This window comes from Dyella tabacisoli (assembly GCF_003350925.1).
Lineage (GTDB): Bacteria > Pseudomonadota > Gammaproteobacteria > Xanthomonadales > Rhodanobacteraceae > Dyella_C > Dyella_C tabacisoli.
The window spans coordinates 164,106-181,496 of the sequence record NZ_KZ857173.1; the positions used below are offsets into that span (position 1 = coordinate 164,106).

A 17,391-nucleotide genomic window follows, 5' to 3' on the forward strand; every position below is an offset into this window, starting at 1 on the left:
GAGATGAAACTGTTTTGGCTCCGGCCCCTGCGACCGAAGTGAGTCCCTTTTTCGGGACAAGCAGAGGGCGACGCATGTCTTAAATTCCGGCTCTTACGCTAAACAGCCATTGCCCGTCGTGGGCCTTGGTCCGCGTACCGTCCTTGAGCGGATAGGCGTACTCCAGCTCGCCATTGACGTAGCGAAACAAGGTAAAACGCGTACCCACACCGGTGCTTAGCAAGTTGAATCGGCCACGCTGATCTTTCAGCGGATCGATCAGTTGCAATCGCGAACCATCGATAAAAAAGTGGAAGCGCCAGTCGTTGACGAACGGGTCATTGACTAGCCGCCCCAGCCATGTGGCCAGTGAAGGACTACGCAGTTCAGCCGAGGCGATCACACCGTGATCGGCGGTGTTCTCCGCCGACAGATAACCGCGCACCGTGCTGGCGCCGCCGGCCGCGAACTGTTCGCTCGATATCAACGGCGAGTCGGCCCATTGCCCACTGCCGCGCAGCACCAGCGCATAGTCCCCGGCAAAAAAGCGGGTGTAATTAAGGTCGGCGCGCACATAGGCAAAATTATCGCGCGCCTTATAGCGCTGGTTATCGAATGCCGAGCCAGCACTGCCCTGCCCGCGCCAACCGAAGTTGCCTGACAGACTCAGCGCCGTCGTGGATTTCTCGCTGCTGCGTTGACCGGTATAAGTCACGCTGACCGGGTAGTAAGTGATCGGCGCGCGCGAGGTCTGCCCGCCCAGCGTAATGTTCTGATCGAAATGCTTGCGGCTGATGCCGATCGAAATCGATTGACCGTATGCACCCAGCGTAGAGAGCAGACGCGTGGCCTGCAGACTGATCGCATTGCCCTTGCCCAATACCGTGGTGCCGCCGAGGGTGTTGGCATTGCTGTTGGACTTATAACCCGAGCCGAGCAAACTCCATTGCTCGCTCAACGGCGCCATATAGGAGAGCGCATACACTTCGGCCGCATCGCGATGCTGTGGGGCGACGATATAAGTAGCCGAAATGGAGTGACCGAGCTGCCACAAATTGTCGTAACGCACATTACCGATAGTGCGCAGCTCGGGCGTATCGGCACTGTGGTCGTTGTTCACCGTGACGCTGCCATGCAGCGGGTAGGTATCTTCGACCTTGAGCGTGACATCCATCGTCTGCGGCAACACGCCGGGCTTTAGCAGTGGCACCACCTGCTGCCCCGATTGCCGATTAACCTGTGCCAGTTGCGCCTGCGCCTGGGTGAAATTGGGTATCGAGCCTTCAGCCAAGGCCGGTACGGCATCGCGAATCGCCTGCGGCGAGTGGTACTTGGCCCCCTCGACACGCACGCGACCGATACTGTTCTCGACCACCTGCAACAGGATCACACCGCCTTTGACTTGCTGCGGCGGCACTTCCACCACGACTGATTGATAACCCTTGGCCTGGTAAACCTTCTGCAAGGCGTCGCGTGCCGCATGCACTTCGTTGAGGCTGCGGCCGGGCCCTAGAAACGGCTCCACCGTGCTTTCGATATCCAGCGCGTCGAGCAAGGTATTGCCGCGCACCAAGTACTCGTTGACCTCGAAAGTTGCCGGTGCCTCAGCGGTCTGGTTTGCTGGTGTGTCCTGCGCAACCGCCAGACTCGGCGCACCGAACAACAGGCCAATAGCCAGCACCAACGGATGTCTCAGCCTCGCCGGCAGTCCATGGCCCCAGTGCATGCGGCTCTCCACCTCTCGATCCGCCGTCGCCAGCGTAGAAGATGAAGCTAACGCCGCGTTGATAACTGAACGACGACAGGCATGTGTCGAATTGGCCATAACCGCATGCCATGCATGGCCGGACGCCCCTGCACGCAGGGTCTGCCGGATCGCGGATTTTTCCTGCCCGAATTTCTTTGGCCCGAATTTCGTTGGCCCTGTTTGCTTTGGCACGCGACCATCATCCCCAACGGCGGTTTCAGTACCGCACCGCACTCAAGCCGAATCGCCCCCAACACGCCGTCGCGCGACGACTAGCGCGCGGCATGTAAGTCATGAGTGGGCATCCAATGCCCTTCACTTACGTCCATGCAGGGATAGACAGCCCGCTTCTGGGGCGACTGAACTCAAGTCACAAAAAATTCACGCAGAAGGGGTTTCTGCCGGATATGCACCGGGTACTGACACACGAGTGTCATGCCGGCGGTCACGTTCCTTAGACCGGTCGCGACTCATCCTGCAGAAATCCACGGCGGGCCAGCCGGCTTCATGAGAACGTTTACGACGCATTTGAGGGCGTCGGACCACTCGGCTGTTGATATTCAGAGTCGCGAAGCGGGATATGATCGCCAACTCGCAGTCATCCCCGGGGAGGGGGCGGGCCGCGAGTTACCGAATAAGTCCTACAAAAGCCAACTATTTAGGGGGTAGTCCAATGTCGAGCGTAATCGACTTTCTGGAGAGGATGGGTAAGGACGCACAGTTGCGCCATGCCTCACACGATGAGGTGGAGCTTGCCTTGACTCAGGCGCAGATCGACACGCCATTGTGCTCGGCCATTCTTGCCAGAGATGCATCGGAACTACAGGCACTGCTACGTCAAGTCCCGTTTTATTCCATTCAAATGCCGATCGAAGAAGAGGAAGAAGACGAAGGCGAGCACGAGGATGAAGACACCGAAGAAGCTCCGCCGTACGAGGGCAGTCGGGAAACCTCACGGCATGCTGTCTCCTTAACGCACTCGTAGCCGATCCATGTCCTGGGCCGGCGGTACACGCCGAAGTCCATTCATTTGGGTTCTGTGGTTCTTGAGCTTGCTTGCGGGCACGGCTATTGCCGCCGTGCCCGCATCAGGTGACCGCTCGCATTTGATCCAGCTTGCGGACAGTATCAAGACATCGAACCATGTCCAGTTCGTGCAACTGCTGGAGCGGCTCGACCGCGATGCCGCGAGTCTGTCGCCGGAGCAGCTATGGTGCCTGCGCTATCTTGAAGCGTGGCAGATGGCCTATGGCGGCGACTACGACAGTGCAAGTTCGCTGCTGAACACGGTCATCGCACAATCCACCAATGCCACCCTGCGTTTTCGAGCGACCGCCACGCTGGTCGATATCCTGGGCATCGGGCACCGCTATGAAGAAGCGTTCGGGCGACTGAGCCAGCTACTCGACCAATTGCCGCAGATCACCAACAAGCGGGCACGCTTCCAAGGCTTGGGCGAGGCCGCACAACTGCTGATCGCGGCGGGGCAATACGACCTTGCCTCCAGTTACGCCGAGCAGATGCTCGATAATATTCCCGCGGGCGAAAGCGCCTGCAAGTCCATGTACTTCAAACTTCATGCCGAGTTCCGCAGCGGCCGGATGCAAGTGCTGGACCCGGCGTTCCAGACCGGCGTCGACACATGCGTCAAGTCCGGCGAGAACCTCGTCGCCAATGCGATACGCGCCGACATAGCAAGCTTCGATATCCAGCAAGGTCGTTCGGCCCATGCCATTGCCCTGTTGCAAACCAATTACGCGTATGTCCTGCGCGATCAATATCCGAGCCTGACCTCGCAATTCGATGCGCTGCAGGCACAGGCCTACTGGGATCAGGGCGAAATCACCCATGCACGAAAATTCGCCGTCGCCGCCGTCGATAGTGCGATCAAAAGCGAATACACCGAACCGTTGAGCATGGCTTACGAGTTGCTCTTTCGGATCGAAAAACAGCAAGGAAATTTTCGCGCTGCCCTCGCCTACCATGAAAAATATCTGGCGGCGGACAAGGGATACCTCAACGACGTCAGCGCCAAGACGCTGGCATACCAGATCGTCAAGCAGCAGGTGCAGGCGAATAAAGTAGAAGTCGATGCACTGAACAAACAGAACCAGATCCTGCAACTGCAGCGGGCACTGGACCATAAGGCCGTAGAGGCCAGCCGGCTTTACATCATTCTGCTGCTGACCGTCCTGGCATCCATTGGCTTGCTGCTATACCGCCTTAAGCGTTCGCAACTGCGATTCATGGGGCTGGCCCGGCAGGACAGCTTGACCGGGATCAGTAACCGGAAGCATTTCGTCGATGAAGCGGAACAGGCGTTGCGCCAGGCAAAAAGATTCACGCGATGCGCCTCGCTCATTCTTATCGACCTGGATCATTTCAAGCTCGTCAACGACACCCACGGCCATGCCGTGGGCGATCAAGTACTCAAGCGCGCCGTGGTGGCATGCCAAAAGCATCTGCATGCTCGCGATGTATTCGGTCGCCTTGGCGGCGAGGAATTCGGCATTCTGATACCCCACTGCGAACCAGAGCAGGCATCGGACCGAGCCGAGCAAATTCGTATAGCGATCGCCTCGACGCCGCTGAGCGAGGACATGCACGGAGTGATGATCTCGGCAAGCTTTGGCGTGGCCTCGACCGACTCCGGCAATTACGAATTTCTGCGCCTGCTGGCCGATGCCGACCATGCGCTTTATCGAGCCAAGCGCAATGGACGCAATTGCGTGGTGTCGGGCAGCGTGACCGATGGTCTCGTCTCGCCCTACCCGATGGAATCCAGCGAGCAAACGGCGAGCGATAAGGTCCTGAGTGCTTCGGCACGCATCGAGCCAGTAAACTAGAGCGCCGCCGCCGTACTCGCATCGCTGCTGGCAAGCAGGCGACAAAGCTCTATCGTTGCATCGTCGGTCGGAAAGCAGCACTCGATATGCAACTCGTCGATGGTGACATCCCGAGGCGTACCGAAAGTCGTGATGGTCGAGAAGAAACTCAGCTCATGAGCATCCCGCCGAAGCACCGTCGTCAGCAAAGGTGAAGGTGCGGTATCCAGTTCGCGCGTGCGCCATCGCACCGGTACGCCTGGGTAAGCAAGCACTTCGTCGAGCAAGGCGCGAGCCATCGTATCGGTAGGCGCCGCAGCCACCTCGTTGTGGAGGTGGCGGATAAGCTGGCCGGCGACCTCCTCCCAGTTTGCGACGGCCGAGCGAAAGTCATGCGGATCGAAGATTTGCCGCAGCATGTTCTGGTGCGCGCTGGCGCGGCCGCGCATGACAAAGTTACTGATCCGCATCGCCGCCTCATTGGCCATCAATACGTCCCAGTGCCGATTCAGCAGAAATGCCGGGTACGGCTCTTGTTGCGCAAGAATGCATTCGATCGCACGGCGGACCTGGGCAAGCTCAGGCGTACCCAGCGCCGATTCGGGGTATTTCGGCGCATACCCAGCCGCCATGAGCAGCGCATTGCGCTCGCGCAGCGGTACATCGAGTACGTCGGCCAGCCGCGTCACCATCTCGCGACTCGGTTGCGACTTGCCCGTTTCGACACAACTGAGATGACGGGCCGACACACCTGCATCGAGTGCCAGGTCGAGCTGGCTCAGTCGCCGTGCCGCGCGCCACTCGCGCAGCAGCGCACCGATAGGGGATGCGAATGAGAGCGATGGTGAACGTAAGTCCATGGGGTCCAATGGAACAGCGCGATTCCATGGATCATACGGCGCTGCCTACACGAAAACCATGACCTTGGAGGTCATGAAGTCATGACCTCATAGAACATTGCCGACCGCTCTCAAGCCGCTGAATCATAAGCTCCCCTACGACTTCGGAGGTATGAGATGCAACGCAGAGAGTTCATTCAAATGACGGCAGGCGCGCTCGCGGCCGGCGCACTCACCGGCTGCCTGTCCCACGCGGCTCGGCGTGAAGTAACCCCGCCGTCGAGCGCCCGCGCGCCCATGGATGCCGCCGCGTTCCATGCGGCGCGACGTTTCGCCGAGACCCGCTTCGGGAAAATTGCCTATGTCGAGCAAGGCACCGCCCAGAGCGCTGCGCTATTCCTGCATGGCTTTCCGCTCAACAGCTTCCAGTGGCGAGGCGCACTCGATCGACTCTCGCCCTACCGCCGTTGTATCGCTGCTGATTTTCTCGGGCTGGGATATACGCAAGTGGCGGCAGGCCAAAGCGTTGCACCTGATGCACAGGTGGCCATGCTGGTGGCGCTGCTGGACCAACTCTCCATAACAACCGTCGACCTGGTCGCGAATGACAGCGGCGGCGCCATTGCACAACTTTTGCTGGCGCGGCATCCACAGCGGGTGCGGACGCTGCTGCTGACGAACTGTGACGTGGAGAACGACAGCCCGCCGCCTGCGGTCTTGCCGGTCATCGCTCAAGCTCGGGCCGGAAGGTTCGCCGACGAGACGTTTCTTCCGCAATTGGCGAACAAGGCCTTCGCACGCTCAACGCAAGGCATCGGCGGGCTTTGTTACACCTATCCCAACCATCCCACCGACGAGGCTATCGATTGCTACTTTGCGCCGCTGGTGAGTTCTGCGTCGCGCAAGGCGCTAACCAATGCCTACGCCCTCGGGCTTGAGCCCAATCCTCTCGCCGGCATCGAGTCGGCACTCAAGCGCTGTACGGTACCGACCCGTATCGTATGGGGAACCGGCGACACGATTTTTTCGCCGGCGAGCCCGGATTATCTGGCACGGACCTTTGCCCATTCGCGTGGCATACGCCGGGTCGAGGGAGCGAAGCTGTTCTTCCCCGAGGAGTTTCCAGATCTTGTCGCCGAGGAAGCGCGTCAGCTATGGGGTCTTGCTTAAGCACTCTCTAGCTAGCCTCTTTATCAGAGTGTGCTTGGTACTGTCCGGCAATCAGAAGCGCGGTTTCGACTACCATGCCCCGCACCGGGACGATGAGATCGGCTCTAAGGAAGAACGCCCAAAGATGAGCACCGAACAAACGACGACCCGCGCCCCCCTGACATTCTGGAAAGTGTTTTTACTTTCCCTGATCGTCTACGGCGGCGCAGCGCCGCTGGTCTTTTTCACGCTGTTTGGATGGGGCTATATCCAATGGGCGATGTTGGCGGTTCTGGCGATGGTGCTGCTCATCATTCCGGTAGCGAACAAATACCCCATCCATGGCCGCTCGGCGCTAGGTCTCATCATGGGGCTGATCGCCGGCGGCGTTATCTTCATCGCCGTGTTTTTATATTTTCTGATGTCGGCGCTTGAGCAAATGCCGCGCTAGCGAGCGCGGCGTGCAGCGATCGGCTCCATAAGATCAGCTCAACAACACGATACCGCCAGGCAACGAGGTCACGCGGGCATCGAAGGCATCGTGGATCAGAGTGGCGACATCAGCCAATTGATTGAGCGAAAAGCGCGCATGCACCTTACGTGCGGCAAGCGTCCCATTGGTAATGACGATTTTGCCGGGGCGGTAGCGGTTGATCTCGTTGACGACCTCGGACAAAGGCTGGTTGTCGAAGATCAATACTCGGCGGCGCCAGGCCATGGCCAGTTCGGTGTCGACGATGGTTACCGCTGCTATCGTCTGCTCGCTGTAGCTGACGCGCTCACCGGCTTGCAGCGTGACCTTGCGCCCGCGATAAACCAGCTCGGTGGTTCCATCCAGACCCGTCACCTGAACCTGTTTGTCGCTGCAACGGATATTGCATTGCGTGCCGGGGGGCAGATGCACATGGCCGGCGCCGGCCAGCAACGTGAACGGCTCGGCCAATTGCGCCGCCGTTTGTATTTGCACCTCGCCACTGACCAGTTCCATGCCTAGTTGCTGCCCGCGGCTGGCGAGCCGGTTGATGGTGGTCTGTGTATTCATTTCGACCACGACACCGGGGGCGGCTTGAATCTGCCGTTGCTCGCCGGTGTCAGTGCGGTAGTCGGCCATCCAGTCGGACCAGCCGGGCCACAAGCGCAACGGCGGGCGCAGCAGCAGACAGGCGGCCGACGCAGCAACGGCGGCACCCAGAAAGGCACGGCGACTCATGCGTGCAGGTATGGCGACTGGCGACCGGCTCTCATCCCTTACCGGCTCACCCTCTGCGGGCGGCGTCGTCCGGGATAGTTCACGCTGCGATACAGCACGTGCCGCCGGCCCCAGGTTTTCCCATAGCAAACGCGTCTCGGCGAATGCCTGCGCATGAGCGCGGCTTTGGCCGCACCACTGTTTGAAAGCATTGGCGTCACGCGCCGTGGCCTGGCCGGAGGTCAGGCACAACAGCCAATCTCGCGCCTCGCGATGAAGCGCCGAGCCATGGCCAACGATGGAATCGAGGTTGCTCATACTTCTTATGACTCGTTTCCGGCCCCAGGACCGAACCGCTGGACGACCCGACGATCCAGTCGTTCGCCGCAGTGCTCCAGGGCTTTTTTCAATTCTTTGCCCACCATGCGCACGGAAATGCCAAAACGCACGGCGATTTCATGCAGCGGGGCTTCATCCACACGGGCAGCGATAAGAATGGCTTGCCGGCGGGGGCTGAGTTCTTCCAGCGCGCGTTCGAGGGCGGCGACTTCGAGCCGTGCGTGCACGATGCGGGCGGGGTCCAGCGCATCGTCCGCGCTATGCAATAGCTCGTCGATTTCCTCGCCGCTGAGGTAGCGCGAATCGATTTGCCGCTGATCTGCCGCGACATTGAGCGCCATGCGAAATAGATATCCGGCCGGGTTTCTCTCCACACCCGAAGCGTCACCCATGCGCTCGACGCGCAGGTAAGTCTCCTGCATCACATCGTTGACGAGGTCATCCGAGCCCAGGCGGCGCTTGAGTCGCCGACGCAACTCGGGCTGGCTCTCCATAAACAGCCCCAGTAAAGAGGCGGACGGGGCTGGCATCGGGTCGATCTCAGGGCCCCGCTGCAGCACTGGAAAAGCAAGTGAGCGCCCTGCCCGGCAATAGCAGCAAGGTCAGCGGCTGGGGCAATGCAGGTGGCGGCGTGCCTATCATCAGATGATCCATCTGCTTGCGTATCTCGGCATCGCGCGGGTCTGATCCGGTGCTATCGAGCAGATGTATTTGTCCGACCTCGCCGGTGCTGTCGATCCATAACTGCATAGCCAGACGATAGTCGCCCGAACGCGCCAGCTCGGAGCGGCAAAGCGCGCGCTCGATAGCCTTTTGAATAAGGCCCAGATAGCCGTGTTCGACCGCATCGGTGACTGGCCTCGCATCTTGTTGATTGATGTTCGGCAGCTTGCTGCCCGTCGGCGCCAGGGTGAAGGCGTGATCTGAGGCATAGCGTGCCGTCAGCCCGGTTCCATCGAGCAATCGTTGCAAGGCGTCGTTGACCGTGTAGGCCCCTTTGACACCCGGCGATTGCCGACCCGAAGTCAGGCGGTCGTCCACCAATACAGCCAAACCCGTCGCCTCACTATAGGTACGCAACGCTGTCATCAAAGTTTGCGGCTCGATATCGAAACGAGTCAGTTCGGCCTGACCCTCGCGCACCGCCACGGTGGAATATTGCGGCTGAAAGGTTTGCTCCGCATGGAGTTGCCCTGACAGCATGCAAGACCCACTCAGTACAAGCGCGGCGCATGTCCTGACCATTTCACTTCAATACCAGACGCCCCCTGATCAGGCAGCCCATTTAGCCGCACGCCTCTTACCGGATCGTGACAGTGATCCGGTTATATGACAGCGGCGTATCGCCTCCTTCGATTCGCCGGCGCATGCGCGGCGAGAGTCGTTCTCAGCATGCGTTCTCGATCGCGGGGACGGCCATGTCCAGGCTTGCATCGGTGTCATCGTGGACACGTGCGCGCCCCAGCAGTACGAACACCCCTAATGCGGTCGCGACGCAAGCGGCTGCCAGGATGCTCAGCAGCAGCCTGAACGAATCATCGTAGCTTTGCAGCAGCAGTGATTGCCGGCCGGGAAGCAGCATGCCGGCGTGGATGAGATCTCCCAGCGCCGCACGATTGGAGGCTTGCACGACATGGCTGGTGGCGATACCCGGCACACCTTGCAACACACCACGCTGGATCAGGGTCGCCAGCAGCGCTCCGGTCACGGCAATAGCCATTCCATCTGCAGAAACGCGCACCGTGTTGAAAATGCCGGTAGCCATACCGGCACGCTCCTTCTCCACCACGCTGACAGCCATGCCGTCCATTAACCCCCACGGTAAGCCGATGCCGGTGCCGATGAGCGCCATCGACGGCAGCAGGCCAGACCCGGCGCCGCTCGACATCACATGCCCTAGCCATGCCAATCCGCCAGCGACCATCAGCAAACCCGCGCCGGACAAAACACCGGCAGTGATTCGCCGCGCCAGCAAGGCCGCGATGAATGGCACGACCAGCAACGGCGCCGACAAGGCGATCATCATCTGACCCGCTTTCAACGCGCCGTAACCGTCAATGCCGATGAAGCGAGCAGGCAGCATGACGATCAATACGACATAGAAGAATGCAGGCGTGGCCGCCAGCACCTGCACGCCGACAAACCGTGCGTTGCGAAACAGCGAGAGATCGAGCATCGGTTGCGCAACGCGACGCTCGATCGCTACGAACGCAACGAATAATCCAGTGGCTGCCAGCAAGCAACCGATCACCGTTACGCTGCGCCAACCCTCCTCCGGTGCCAGCAAGATGCCGTAAGTGAACAGGGTCAGAGCTGCGGTAAAACTGAGCGCGCCGGGCCAATCCAGCCGCGTGGCACTGAGGTCGCGCGACTCGCCTGCGGTGGTGCTGACCAGGACAAAACCCAATACACCGATGAGCGCCGTGGACAAGAACACCCACTGCCATCCCGCCACTTCGACCATCCATCCCGATACCAAGGGCCCGAAGGCCAGGCCGACGCCGAATGTCGTACCGAGCAAACTGAATACCCGAGTGCGAACCGCGCCATGAAAAGCCTGGGCCAGCGAAGACATCGCACCGGCAAAGGCAGCGGCGCCGCCGACTCCCTGGATCAGGCGCAACACATCCACCCACATCACCGAGGGCGACCACGGGACAGCAAAGGTGACGACGGTGAACAGCGCCAAGCCGATCAGCCAGACGCGCTTGCGCCCAAAGATATCGGTCAGGCTACCCGCGGCCATCATGGCGCTGCCATAAGTCAGGATGTAGCCGTTGATAACCCAGTTAAGTTGTATCGCGCTGCCGCCCAGTGCCCGATTGATCGACGGCAGCACGACCGCCGGGCCCGTGAAGCACAGTGGTATCAGCACAGCGGTCAGGCAGGCGGCCGCGATCAGCAGAAAGCGATGCCAGCGCATCTGCATCATGCAGCCCTCGCGTTATGCGCGGTCGCGCCATAGATCACCTCGCGTAAATCGATGCACGCCGGCAGATGAGCGAATGGAGCGCTGCCGCGTAATGCGGCTAAGGGCGTGAACATGATGATTCCCTCGTTGCTTGGATTTCATCAACGATAGAAATCATTCAACTAAAGAAAAAGCAGGGTACAGTTCCTTTTAATACGGACTGTCAAGTCCTTAATTGGAATCGCCGTGGACAGCCTGAGTGGCTTCATCGTCTTTGTGCAGGTAGCCGAAACGCGCAGCTTTGTCGCCGCCGGCCGCCTGATGGGTGTGTCGGCATCGGCCGTGGGCAAAAGCGTGGCGCGTCTGGAAGAAAAGCTTGGCGTCCGGCTTTTTCATCGCAGTACCCGCAGCATCACCCTGACCGCGGAAGGCGTGCTGTTTTTGCAGCGCAGCCGACGCATCCTCGCCGAAATCGAAGCGGCCGAGCTGGAACTGTCACGCGCTACCGAAGCGCCCCGTGGCCGCCTGCGAGTGAGTTTGCCCCTGGTCAGTTCGCTGTTGCTGCCGGTGCTGGCCGATTTCATGCGGCAATACCCGGAGATCGAACTCGACCTGGATTTCAGCGACCGATTGGTGGATGTCATCGAGGAAGGCTTCGATGCGGTCGTGCGCACCGGTGAGCCGAGCGACTCACGTTTGTCGGCGCGACGGCTCGGTTCGTTCCAAATGCTGCTGGCGGGAGCGCCGGATTATTTCGAGCGCTGCGGTACGCCTCAACGACCCGCTGACCTGGCCGGACATACCTGCCTGCACCTGCGCTTTCCGAACACCGGAAAGCTGGAGGTCTGGCCGTTACGCAGGGAACCTGGCGAACCCGACTTGCACCTGCCGACTTCACTGATCTGCAACAACATCGAGGCACGGTTGTGTTTTGCGCTGCGAGGGCTCGGCATCGCCTGCCTGCCGGACTTCGCCATCGGCGGCGCCCTCGCCGATGGTCGGCTGCGCACGGTGCTCGACGATTACGTCGAGCGCGTCGGCACCTTTCGCGTGCTGTGGCCCGCCAGCCGGCACCCATCACCCAAGCTGCGAGTATTTATCGACTTTCTTGGCGAACGAGTATTCCCCGATGCCGGCTCTCAACGACCGAAGGTAATCTCTTTGCCTTCGTGATCGCGATCCCAGCCGCGAAGCTCGTCGCGGATATGGGCGATGCGCTGGCGTCCTAGCGCGTTGCGCTCTTCGTCCAGCACCTGACCATCGAGCAATTCGGCCAGCCGCTGTGCCGTGGGCAGCATCGCATCCCATGCATCCAGCGCCGGAATAGGCGCCGGCAAGGCCATGAAAAAACTCAAACCCGGCGTGCGCAAGGCATCGAGACGACCCAGATCGAAATTGCCCGGCTTAAGCATATTGGCCACGCTGAAAATCGGGCCAAGCTCGCGCTTGCCGTCGAGCAGGCGGTGGTAAATGCCCATATCGCCGAATTCGAGGCCGGCCTTTTCGGCCGCCACGATCAGATCGGCACCATGGAACGAGCCGCCTTCGCGCGCCACGACGAATAACGTAATGATGCGCTCCACCGGCATTTGCGCCGGGCGGCGGCCGAGATCCGAGCGCGGCGGCAAGGCCGGCGCCGCCGGCGTGGGGGCCGGTGCGGCAGCAGCCGGCGGTGCATGATGCCGATCGCCGGCGGTTGCTTCGGGTTGCGACGGCGCGCGTAGTGCGTCGACGATCGAAGCTGCATGACCGGTCGGCTTGGGCAGGGATGTCGCCGCGGCGCGATCGCCGGCCAAGGTGGCGCCGAGGCGCTCCAGCTCTTCACGCAGCCCTACATCGAGTTCGCCTTGCTGCGGCTTGACCCGCGACAGTGGATCGTCATGCGCATCGCTCAACGCGTTGAACGAAAACTCATCGGCGGCCGCCGCGCTTTCACCTGCATCGCCCATCGTGGGTTCACGCCGCTCGCCGGTTTGCCCGGAAACAACACGCCGCTTGCCCTGCTCTTTCTTCGGTTGGCCGAGCAACCAGATCACCGCGAGCACGATCGCACCGACGATCAATAGCGGAATTCCGACGGCAGGGTTCCAGGCCAAAGCGAGCACGGACTGATGGAATACAGATGGATCGGGCATCGATTGCATGGTCATGGTGTTGATTCCTCAGGCGGCGCCGGCGAGTTTAGCTGCTTCAGCAAGATCGACCTGTACCAAACGCGATACGCCCGGCTCACGCATGGTGACGCCGCACAACTGCGTCGCCGCCTCCATGGTGGCCTTGTTATGGCTGACGAAAATGAATTGCACCTTCTCGCTCATCTCTTTCACCATGGCCGAGAAGCGTCCCACGTTGGCCTCGTCCAGGGGTGCGTCCACCTCGTCGAGCAGGCAGAACGGCGCCGGGTTAAGACCGAAAATAGCGAACACCAAAGACACGGCAGTCAACGCTTTTTCGCCACCCGACAGCAAGGTGATGTTTGAAACGCGCTTGCCCGGTGGGCGCGCCATGATCGATACGCCGGTGTTGAGCAAGTCGTCGCCGGTGAGTTCGAGATAGGCATGGCCACCGCCGAACAGACGCGGAAACAGCTCCTGCACGCCGGCGTTGACCTTGTCGAAGGTCTCCTTGAACCGCTGGCGTGTCTCGCGGTCGATTTTCTTGATCGCGCCTTCCAGGGTTTCCATCGCATCGACCAGGTCGGTGAGCTGGCTGTCGAGGTAGGTTTTACGCTCGCTCTGCTCTGCGTGCTCTTGAATCGCGGCCAGATTGACCGGTTCCAGCCTGACGATTTTTTGCCCGATATCGGTCAATTGCTGGCGCCATTGCGCGGCATCGGCGTTCTCGGCCAGTTCGGCGAGCAACGGTTCCAGTTCAAGGCCGGAAGCGGTAATCGCATCGGCCAGTTGCTGCGCACGAATATGCAGCGCCTGTGCCGCCAGGCGCTTCTCGGAAAGGCTTTCACGCAGGCCGTTTAGGCTTTGCTCGGTGCGCTGGCGCTCTTGCTCCAGGCGACGGAATTCCGCATCGCAGTCTTCCAGCGCGCGGCGCGCTTCGACCAGTTGTTTGTCGACCAGCAAGCGCTGGTCAAGATAGGTCTGTCGCTCGGCTTCGAGTTCGGCGATGGGGTCGGAGCCGGCGGCGAGTTGTTCGGAGATTTCGTTGCGGCGCGCCTCGATCTGGCGGATTTGCGAATCCATGCGGGCCAGCGCTTGATCCAGCGAGGCCAGCGAGGAGCGTTTCGACTCCATGGCCAAGGCTAGCGAATGCGATTGGTCGGCGGCTTCGCGCGCATTCATGCGAGCTTCTTCGCGCGCTTCGAGTAGTGCGCGGCGCTCGTTCTCCAGTTCGCGGCGCTGATCTTCCAGATCGCCCATGTGGCCGACCGACTCATCCAATCGTGCCCGCGCTTCGCGTGTGTGGGTCTGTAGTTCGTCAAGCTGCGCGATCAAATCGGATAGCTCGCCGGCGACCTTCTCCGAGCGCGCCCGCGCGGTTTCGACTTTGCCGCGATGGCTTTGCAGTTGACCGGCCAATTCGGACTGACGACGATGCGCGTTATACAACTCGCGCTGGGCGTCGTCGCGCGCGCGTTCGACTTCAAATTTGCTGGTGCGCAACTGATCGAGCTGCTCGCTCAACGCTTCGAGACGGGCTTCCAGCGTGGTGACTTGTTCGGCCAGCGTGCGAATTTCGCGCTCACGCGCCAGCACACCGACCTGATTGCCTTGCGCGCGACGCACCCGCGCCCAGCCTGGGCCAAGCCATTCGCCGCCACGCGTCATCACCGATTGATACGGCGCTAACGCTGACAACGAGGTGACGCGCTGATGTGCCTGGTCCAACGTCTCGGCGGTAAGCACATGGCCGAGAATAGCCATCGCAGCAGCTGGTCCACGCACGTGGGCGGCCAAAGTGCCGGCGGTGTTGACGCCACCGTCGGCAGCATCGACCAAGGCGATGTCGGCATTCTCCACGCCGCTGAATTCGCTGGCCAGGGTATGCGCGCCATCGACCAGCACGCTATCGAGAAAACCGATCAAAGCGGTTTCGACCGCGGTTTCCCAGCCGGCTTCCACTTGCAGCGCTTCGCCAAGACGGCGTGATTTGTTCAACCCGAGACGGGCCAGCCAGCTACTGGCGGCGCTTTCGTCCTGACCGAGTGCGGCATGCTGCAACGCTTCCAGCGAGGCTTGTCGGCCACGCGCGGTTTGCAGTTGCTGGCGCGCCTCGTTCATGGCGGACTGCACGTGGCGCTCTTCGTCGAGTACTTTTTCGTGGCCGGCCTTGTGCTGATCGAGCAGGCCACCCAGGGACTCCACCCGTTCGCGCTGGGTATCGTGCTCGGTATGCAATTGTTCGGCGGCAGCATCCAGGGCGGCGACATCGGTGGCCTTCTGTTCGGCGTCGAGCGCTTCGCGCCGCCGCGACAGATCCATCGCCTGGCGATCGAGATAATTGAGCTTGGTGCGCTCCACTTCGGCCGCACGGCTGGATTCGCCGGCAGTGCGCGTATAGGTATCCCAGCGCTGCTGCCAATCGGCCAGCTTGGTCTCGGTATCGCGCTGCGCCTCGGCGGTGTCGTCCTGCATTTGCTGCAAGGCTTCGAGTTTCGGCTCGCCTTCGGCCAAGGCCATGCGCAGCGTTTCGATTTGCTCGCGATCGGTGGCGATATGCGCGGCCAACTCGGCGTGTTCGCGCTCGGCTTCGCCGTGTGCGCGCTGCAGACGGTCCGCCGTTTCGCGGTTGTAGCGCACCTGTTGTTCGACTCGGGCAATTTCAGCGCCGACCTTGTATACCTCGCCCTGCACGGCGTTCAGATGTTCGCTGGCGCCGGTGTGACGTTCGCGCACGCTTTCCAGTTGCGCCTCGACATGGCGCTGTTCGGCCAGCCGTTTTTCGATTTCGGTCTCGGCGGCGGACAGGCCTTCGCCTTCGCCGTCATGCTGGCTTTTCAGGCCTCGGTATTCCAGCGCGCGCAGTTCGGCTTCTTTGCGCGTCTGCTCTTCTTTCAAGGCTTTCCAGCGCTCGGCGGCACGAGCCTGACGATTCAAATGTTCGAGCTGTTTGTCGACCTCGTCGCGCACGTCGCGCACGCGGTCGAGATTTTCACGGGTAGCCTTGATGCGACTCTCGGTTTCCTTGCGCCGCTCCTTGTATTTGGAGATGCCGGCGGCCTCTTCCAGATGCGTGCGCAGCTCTTCGGGATGCGCCTCGATGATCTGGCTTATCATGCCCTGCTCGATAATCGAGTAGCTGCGCGGCCCCAGGCCGGTACCGAGGAACAGGTCGGTGATATCGCGACGGCGGCAACGTGCGCCATTGAGGAAATAAGCCGATTGGCCGTCGCGAGTCACCTGACGCTTCACCGAGATCTCGGCGTACTGGTTGTACTCGCCCTGGATGGAACCATCGCTGTTGTCGAAGATCAGCTCGACCGTCGCCTGCCCCACCGGCTTGCGCGAGTTGGAGCCCGAAAAAATGACATCGGTCAACGAGTCGCCGCGCAGTCGACTGGCCGCACTCTCGCCCATCACCCAACGAATGGCATCGATGATATTGGACTTGCCGCAGCCATTGGGCCCGACCACGCCGATCATATTGGTCGGCAAATGCAGGGTGGTCGGATCGACAAAAGACTTGAAGCCGGCGAGTTTGATCGTAGTCAGGCGCATGCGGTCATCAACAGTGAATCTTCATAGAGGGTGCCCAAGAAGGCAGGCGACAAGGCACTGTGCCAAACACAGGCCCATGTCGCAATGCGGTCATAAAATAGATATGACATGAGAAAAGTTACTCATATCATTGATAAATAGTGATTTTATTGTTCAGGCGCTTGTGCGTCGATGGACAACGCATGGATACCATTGTCCATCAGCCCGTCCAGCGCCGCATAAATCAGACGGTGCCGCTTGAGCGGCAACTGCCCGGCAAAGGCCGCGCTAATGATATGCACGTGGTAATGCCCCTTGCCCGCATTGGCATGAGTGGCGTGCTTGTAGCCCTCATCAAGCACCTCCAGCTCAACCGGCGCCAACGCCTGCAGCAGGCGTTGGCGGATCTGCTCGACCATCTCGACGCTCATGCCGCCGGCAGCACTTTGCGGAACGGCTTGATGCTGACCTGCTGGTAAACCCCGGCAGCCACATAGGGATCGGCCTTGGCCCAGGTTTCGGCATCGGCTTGGGAGGGAAATTCGGCCACGATCAGGCTGCCGGTAAAGCCGGCCGGACCGGGATTCTCCGATTCGATCGCCGGAAACGGCCCGGCCAGCAACATGCGGCCCTCGTTTTGTAGCTGATCCAGGCGGGCAAGATGCGCCGGACGTGCAGCCATACGCTTTTCAAGCGACTCGGCCACGTCCTGGGCAATGATGGCAAACCACATAAGCAGACTCCACGCAGGCAAAGCGCGAT

General features: G+C 60.8%; 15 protein-coding genes. 5 read left to right on the top strand and 10 right to left on the bottom strand.

Going from position 1 to position 17,391, the window contains the following annotated elements; translation table 11 throughout:
* Positions 1-79: 79 nt before the first annotated feature.
* Positions 80-1,705, bottom strand: a complete 1,626-nt coding sequence (locus DVJ77_RS00430; RefSeq protein WP_225427684.1) for a ShlB/FhaC/HecB family hemolysin secretion/activation protein — start codon at positions 1,703-1,705, stop codon at positions 80-82.
* Positions 1,706-2,399: 694 nt separating this feature from the next.
* Here DVJ77_RS00430 and DVJ77_RS00445 point away from each other — a divergent pair.
* Positions 2,400-2,711, top strand: a complete 312-nt coding sequence (locus DVJ77_RS00445; RefSeq protein ID WP_191983645.1) for a hypothetical protein — start codon at positions 2,400-2,402, stop codon at positions 2,709-2,711.
* A gap of 61 nt (positions 2,712-2,772) precedes the next feature.
* Entirely contained in the window at positions 2,773-4,572 is a 1,800-nt protein-coding gene (locus DVJ77_RS00450; protein WP_225427686.1) for a GGDEF domain-containing protein, read from the top strand.
* Here DVJ77_RS00450 and DVJ77_RS00455 read toward each other — a convergent pair.
* Complete coding sequence (locus tag DVJ77_RS00455; RefSeq protein ID WP_114843515.1) at positions 4,569-5,411, bottom strand: helix-turn-helix domain-containing protein; 843 nt, start codon at positions 5,409-5,411, stop codon at positions 4,569-4,571. The two genes, DVJ77_RS00450 and DVJ77_RS00455, sit on opposite strands and share 4 nt — an antisense overlap.
* A gap of 156 nt (positions 5,412-5,567) precedes the next feature.
* On the opposite strand from DVJ77_RS00455, the gene DVJ77_RS00460 reads away from it, so the two are divergent.
* The gene (locus DVJ77_RS00460; RefSeq protein ID WP_114843516.1) at positions 5,568-6,560 is read left to right on the top strand and encodes an alpha/beta fold hydrolase; all 993 of its coding nucleotides are present in this window, start codon (positions 5,568-5,570) and stop codon (positions 6,558-6,560) included.
* Positions 6,561-6,684: 124 nt separating this feature from the next.
* Positions 6,685-6,990: a hypothetical protein gene (locus DVJ77_RS00465; RefSeq protein WP_162791303.1), complete on the top strand. Its 306-nt coding sequence runs from the start codon at positions 6,685-6,687 to the stop codon at positions 6,988-6,990.
* Between the two features lie 33 nt (positions 6,991-7,023).
* On the opposite strand, the gene DVJ77_RS00470 is transcribed toward DVJ77_RS00465, so the two are convergent.
* The 4 genes from DVJ77_RS00470 to DVJ77_RS00485 all read right to left on the bottom strand — a co-directional run bounded on the left by DVJ77_RS00470 (position 7,024) and on the right by DVJ77_RS00485 (position 10,999).
* Positions 7,024-8,046 (bottom strand): FecR family protein, encoded by a 1,023-nt coding sequence (locus DVJ77_RS00470; RefSeq protein ID WP_114843518.1) that lies wholly within the window; start codon positions 8,044-8,046, stop codon positions 7,024-7,026.
* A gap of 5 nt (positions 8,047-8,051) precedes the next feature.
* Complete coding sequence (locus DVJ77_RS00475; protein ID WP_114844168.1) at positions 8,052-8,597, bottom strand: RNA polymerase sigma factor; 546 nt, start codon at positions 8,595-8,597, stop codon at positions 8,052-8,054.
* Between the two features lie 10 nt (positions 8,598-8,607).
* Entirely contained in the window at positions 8,608-9,270 is a 663-nt protein-coding gene (locus tag DVJ77_RS00480; RefSeq protein ID WP_162791304.1) for an STN domain-containing protein, read from the bottom strand.
* Between the two features lie 184 nt (positions 9,271-9,454).
* Positions 9,455-10,999: an MFS transporter gene (locus DVJ77_RS00485; RefSeq protein WP_114843520.1), complete on the bottom strand. Its 1,545-nt coding sequence runs from the start codon at positions 10,997-10,999 to the stop codon at positions 9,455-9,457.
* Between the two features lie 225 nt (positions 11,000-11,224).
* Here DVJ77_RS00485 and DVJ77_RS00490 point away from each other — a divergent pair, with 225 nt between their 5' ends.
* Positions 11,225-12,151 (top strand): LysR substrate-binding domain-containing protein, encoded by a 927-nt coding sequence (locus tag DVJ77_RS00490; RefSeq protein WP_114843521.1) that lies wholly within the window; start codon positions 11,225-11,227, stop codon positions 12,149-12,151.
* On the opposite strand, the gene zipA is transcribed toward DVJ77_RS00490, so the two are convergent.
* The 4 genes from zipA to DVJ77_RS00510 all read right to left on the bottom strand — a co-directional run bounded on the left by zipA (position 12,118) and on the right by DVJ77_RS00510 (position 17,362).
* Positions 12,118-13,128, bottom strand: coding sequence for a cell division protein ZipA (zipA, locus tag DVJ77_RS00495; protein WP_225427688.1), 1,011 nt, complete (start codon positions 13,126-13,128; stop codon positions 12,118-12,120). The two genes, DVJ77_RS00490 and zipA, sit on opposite strands and share 34 nt — an antisense overlap.
* A 12-nt stretch (positions 13,129-13,140) precedes the next feature.
* The gene (smc, locus tag DVJ77_RS00500; RefSeq protein ID WP_114843522.1) at positions 13,141-16,650 is read right to left on the bottom strand and encodes a chromosome segregation protein SMC; all 3,510 of its coding nucleotides are present in this window, start codon (positions 16,648-16,650) and stop codon (positions 13,141-13,143) included.
* A 146-nt stretch (positions 16,651-16,796) separates the two neighbouring features.
* Positions 16,797-17,060 (bottom strand): BolA family protein, encoded by a 264-nt coding sequence (locus DVJ77_RS00505; protein WP_114843523.1) that lies wholly within the window; start codon positions 17,058-17,060, stop codon positions 16,797-16,799.
* A complete protein-coding gene (locus DVJ77_RS00510; RefSeq protein ID WP_114843524.1) occupies positions 17,057-17,362 on the bottom strand; it encodes a YciI family protein in 306 nt (101 codons plus the stop codon). Before DVJ77_RS00510 ends, DVJ77_RS00505 begins: the two co-directional genes overlap by 4 nt.
* Between the last annotated feature and the right edge of the window lie 29 nt (positions 17,363-17,391).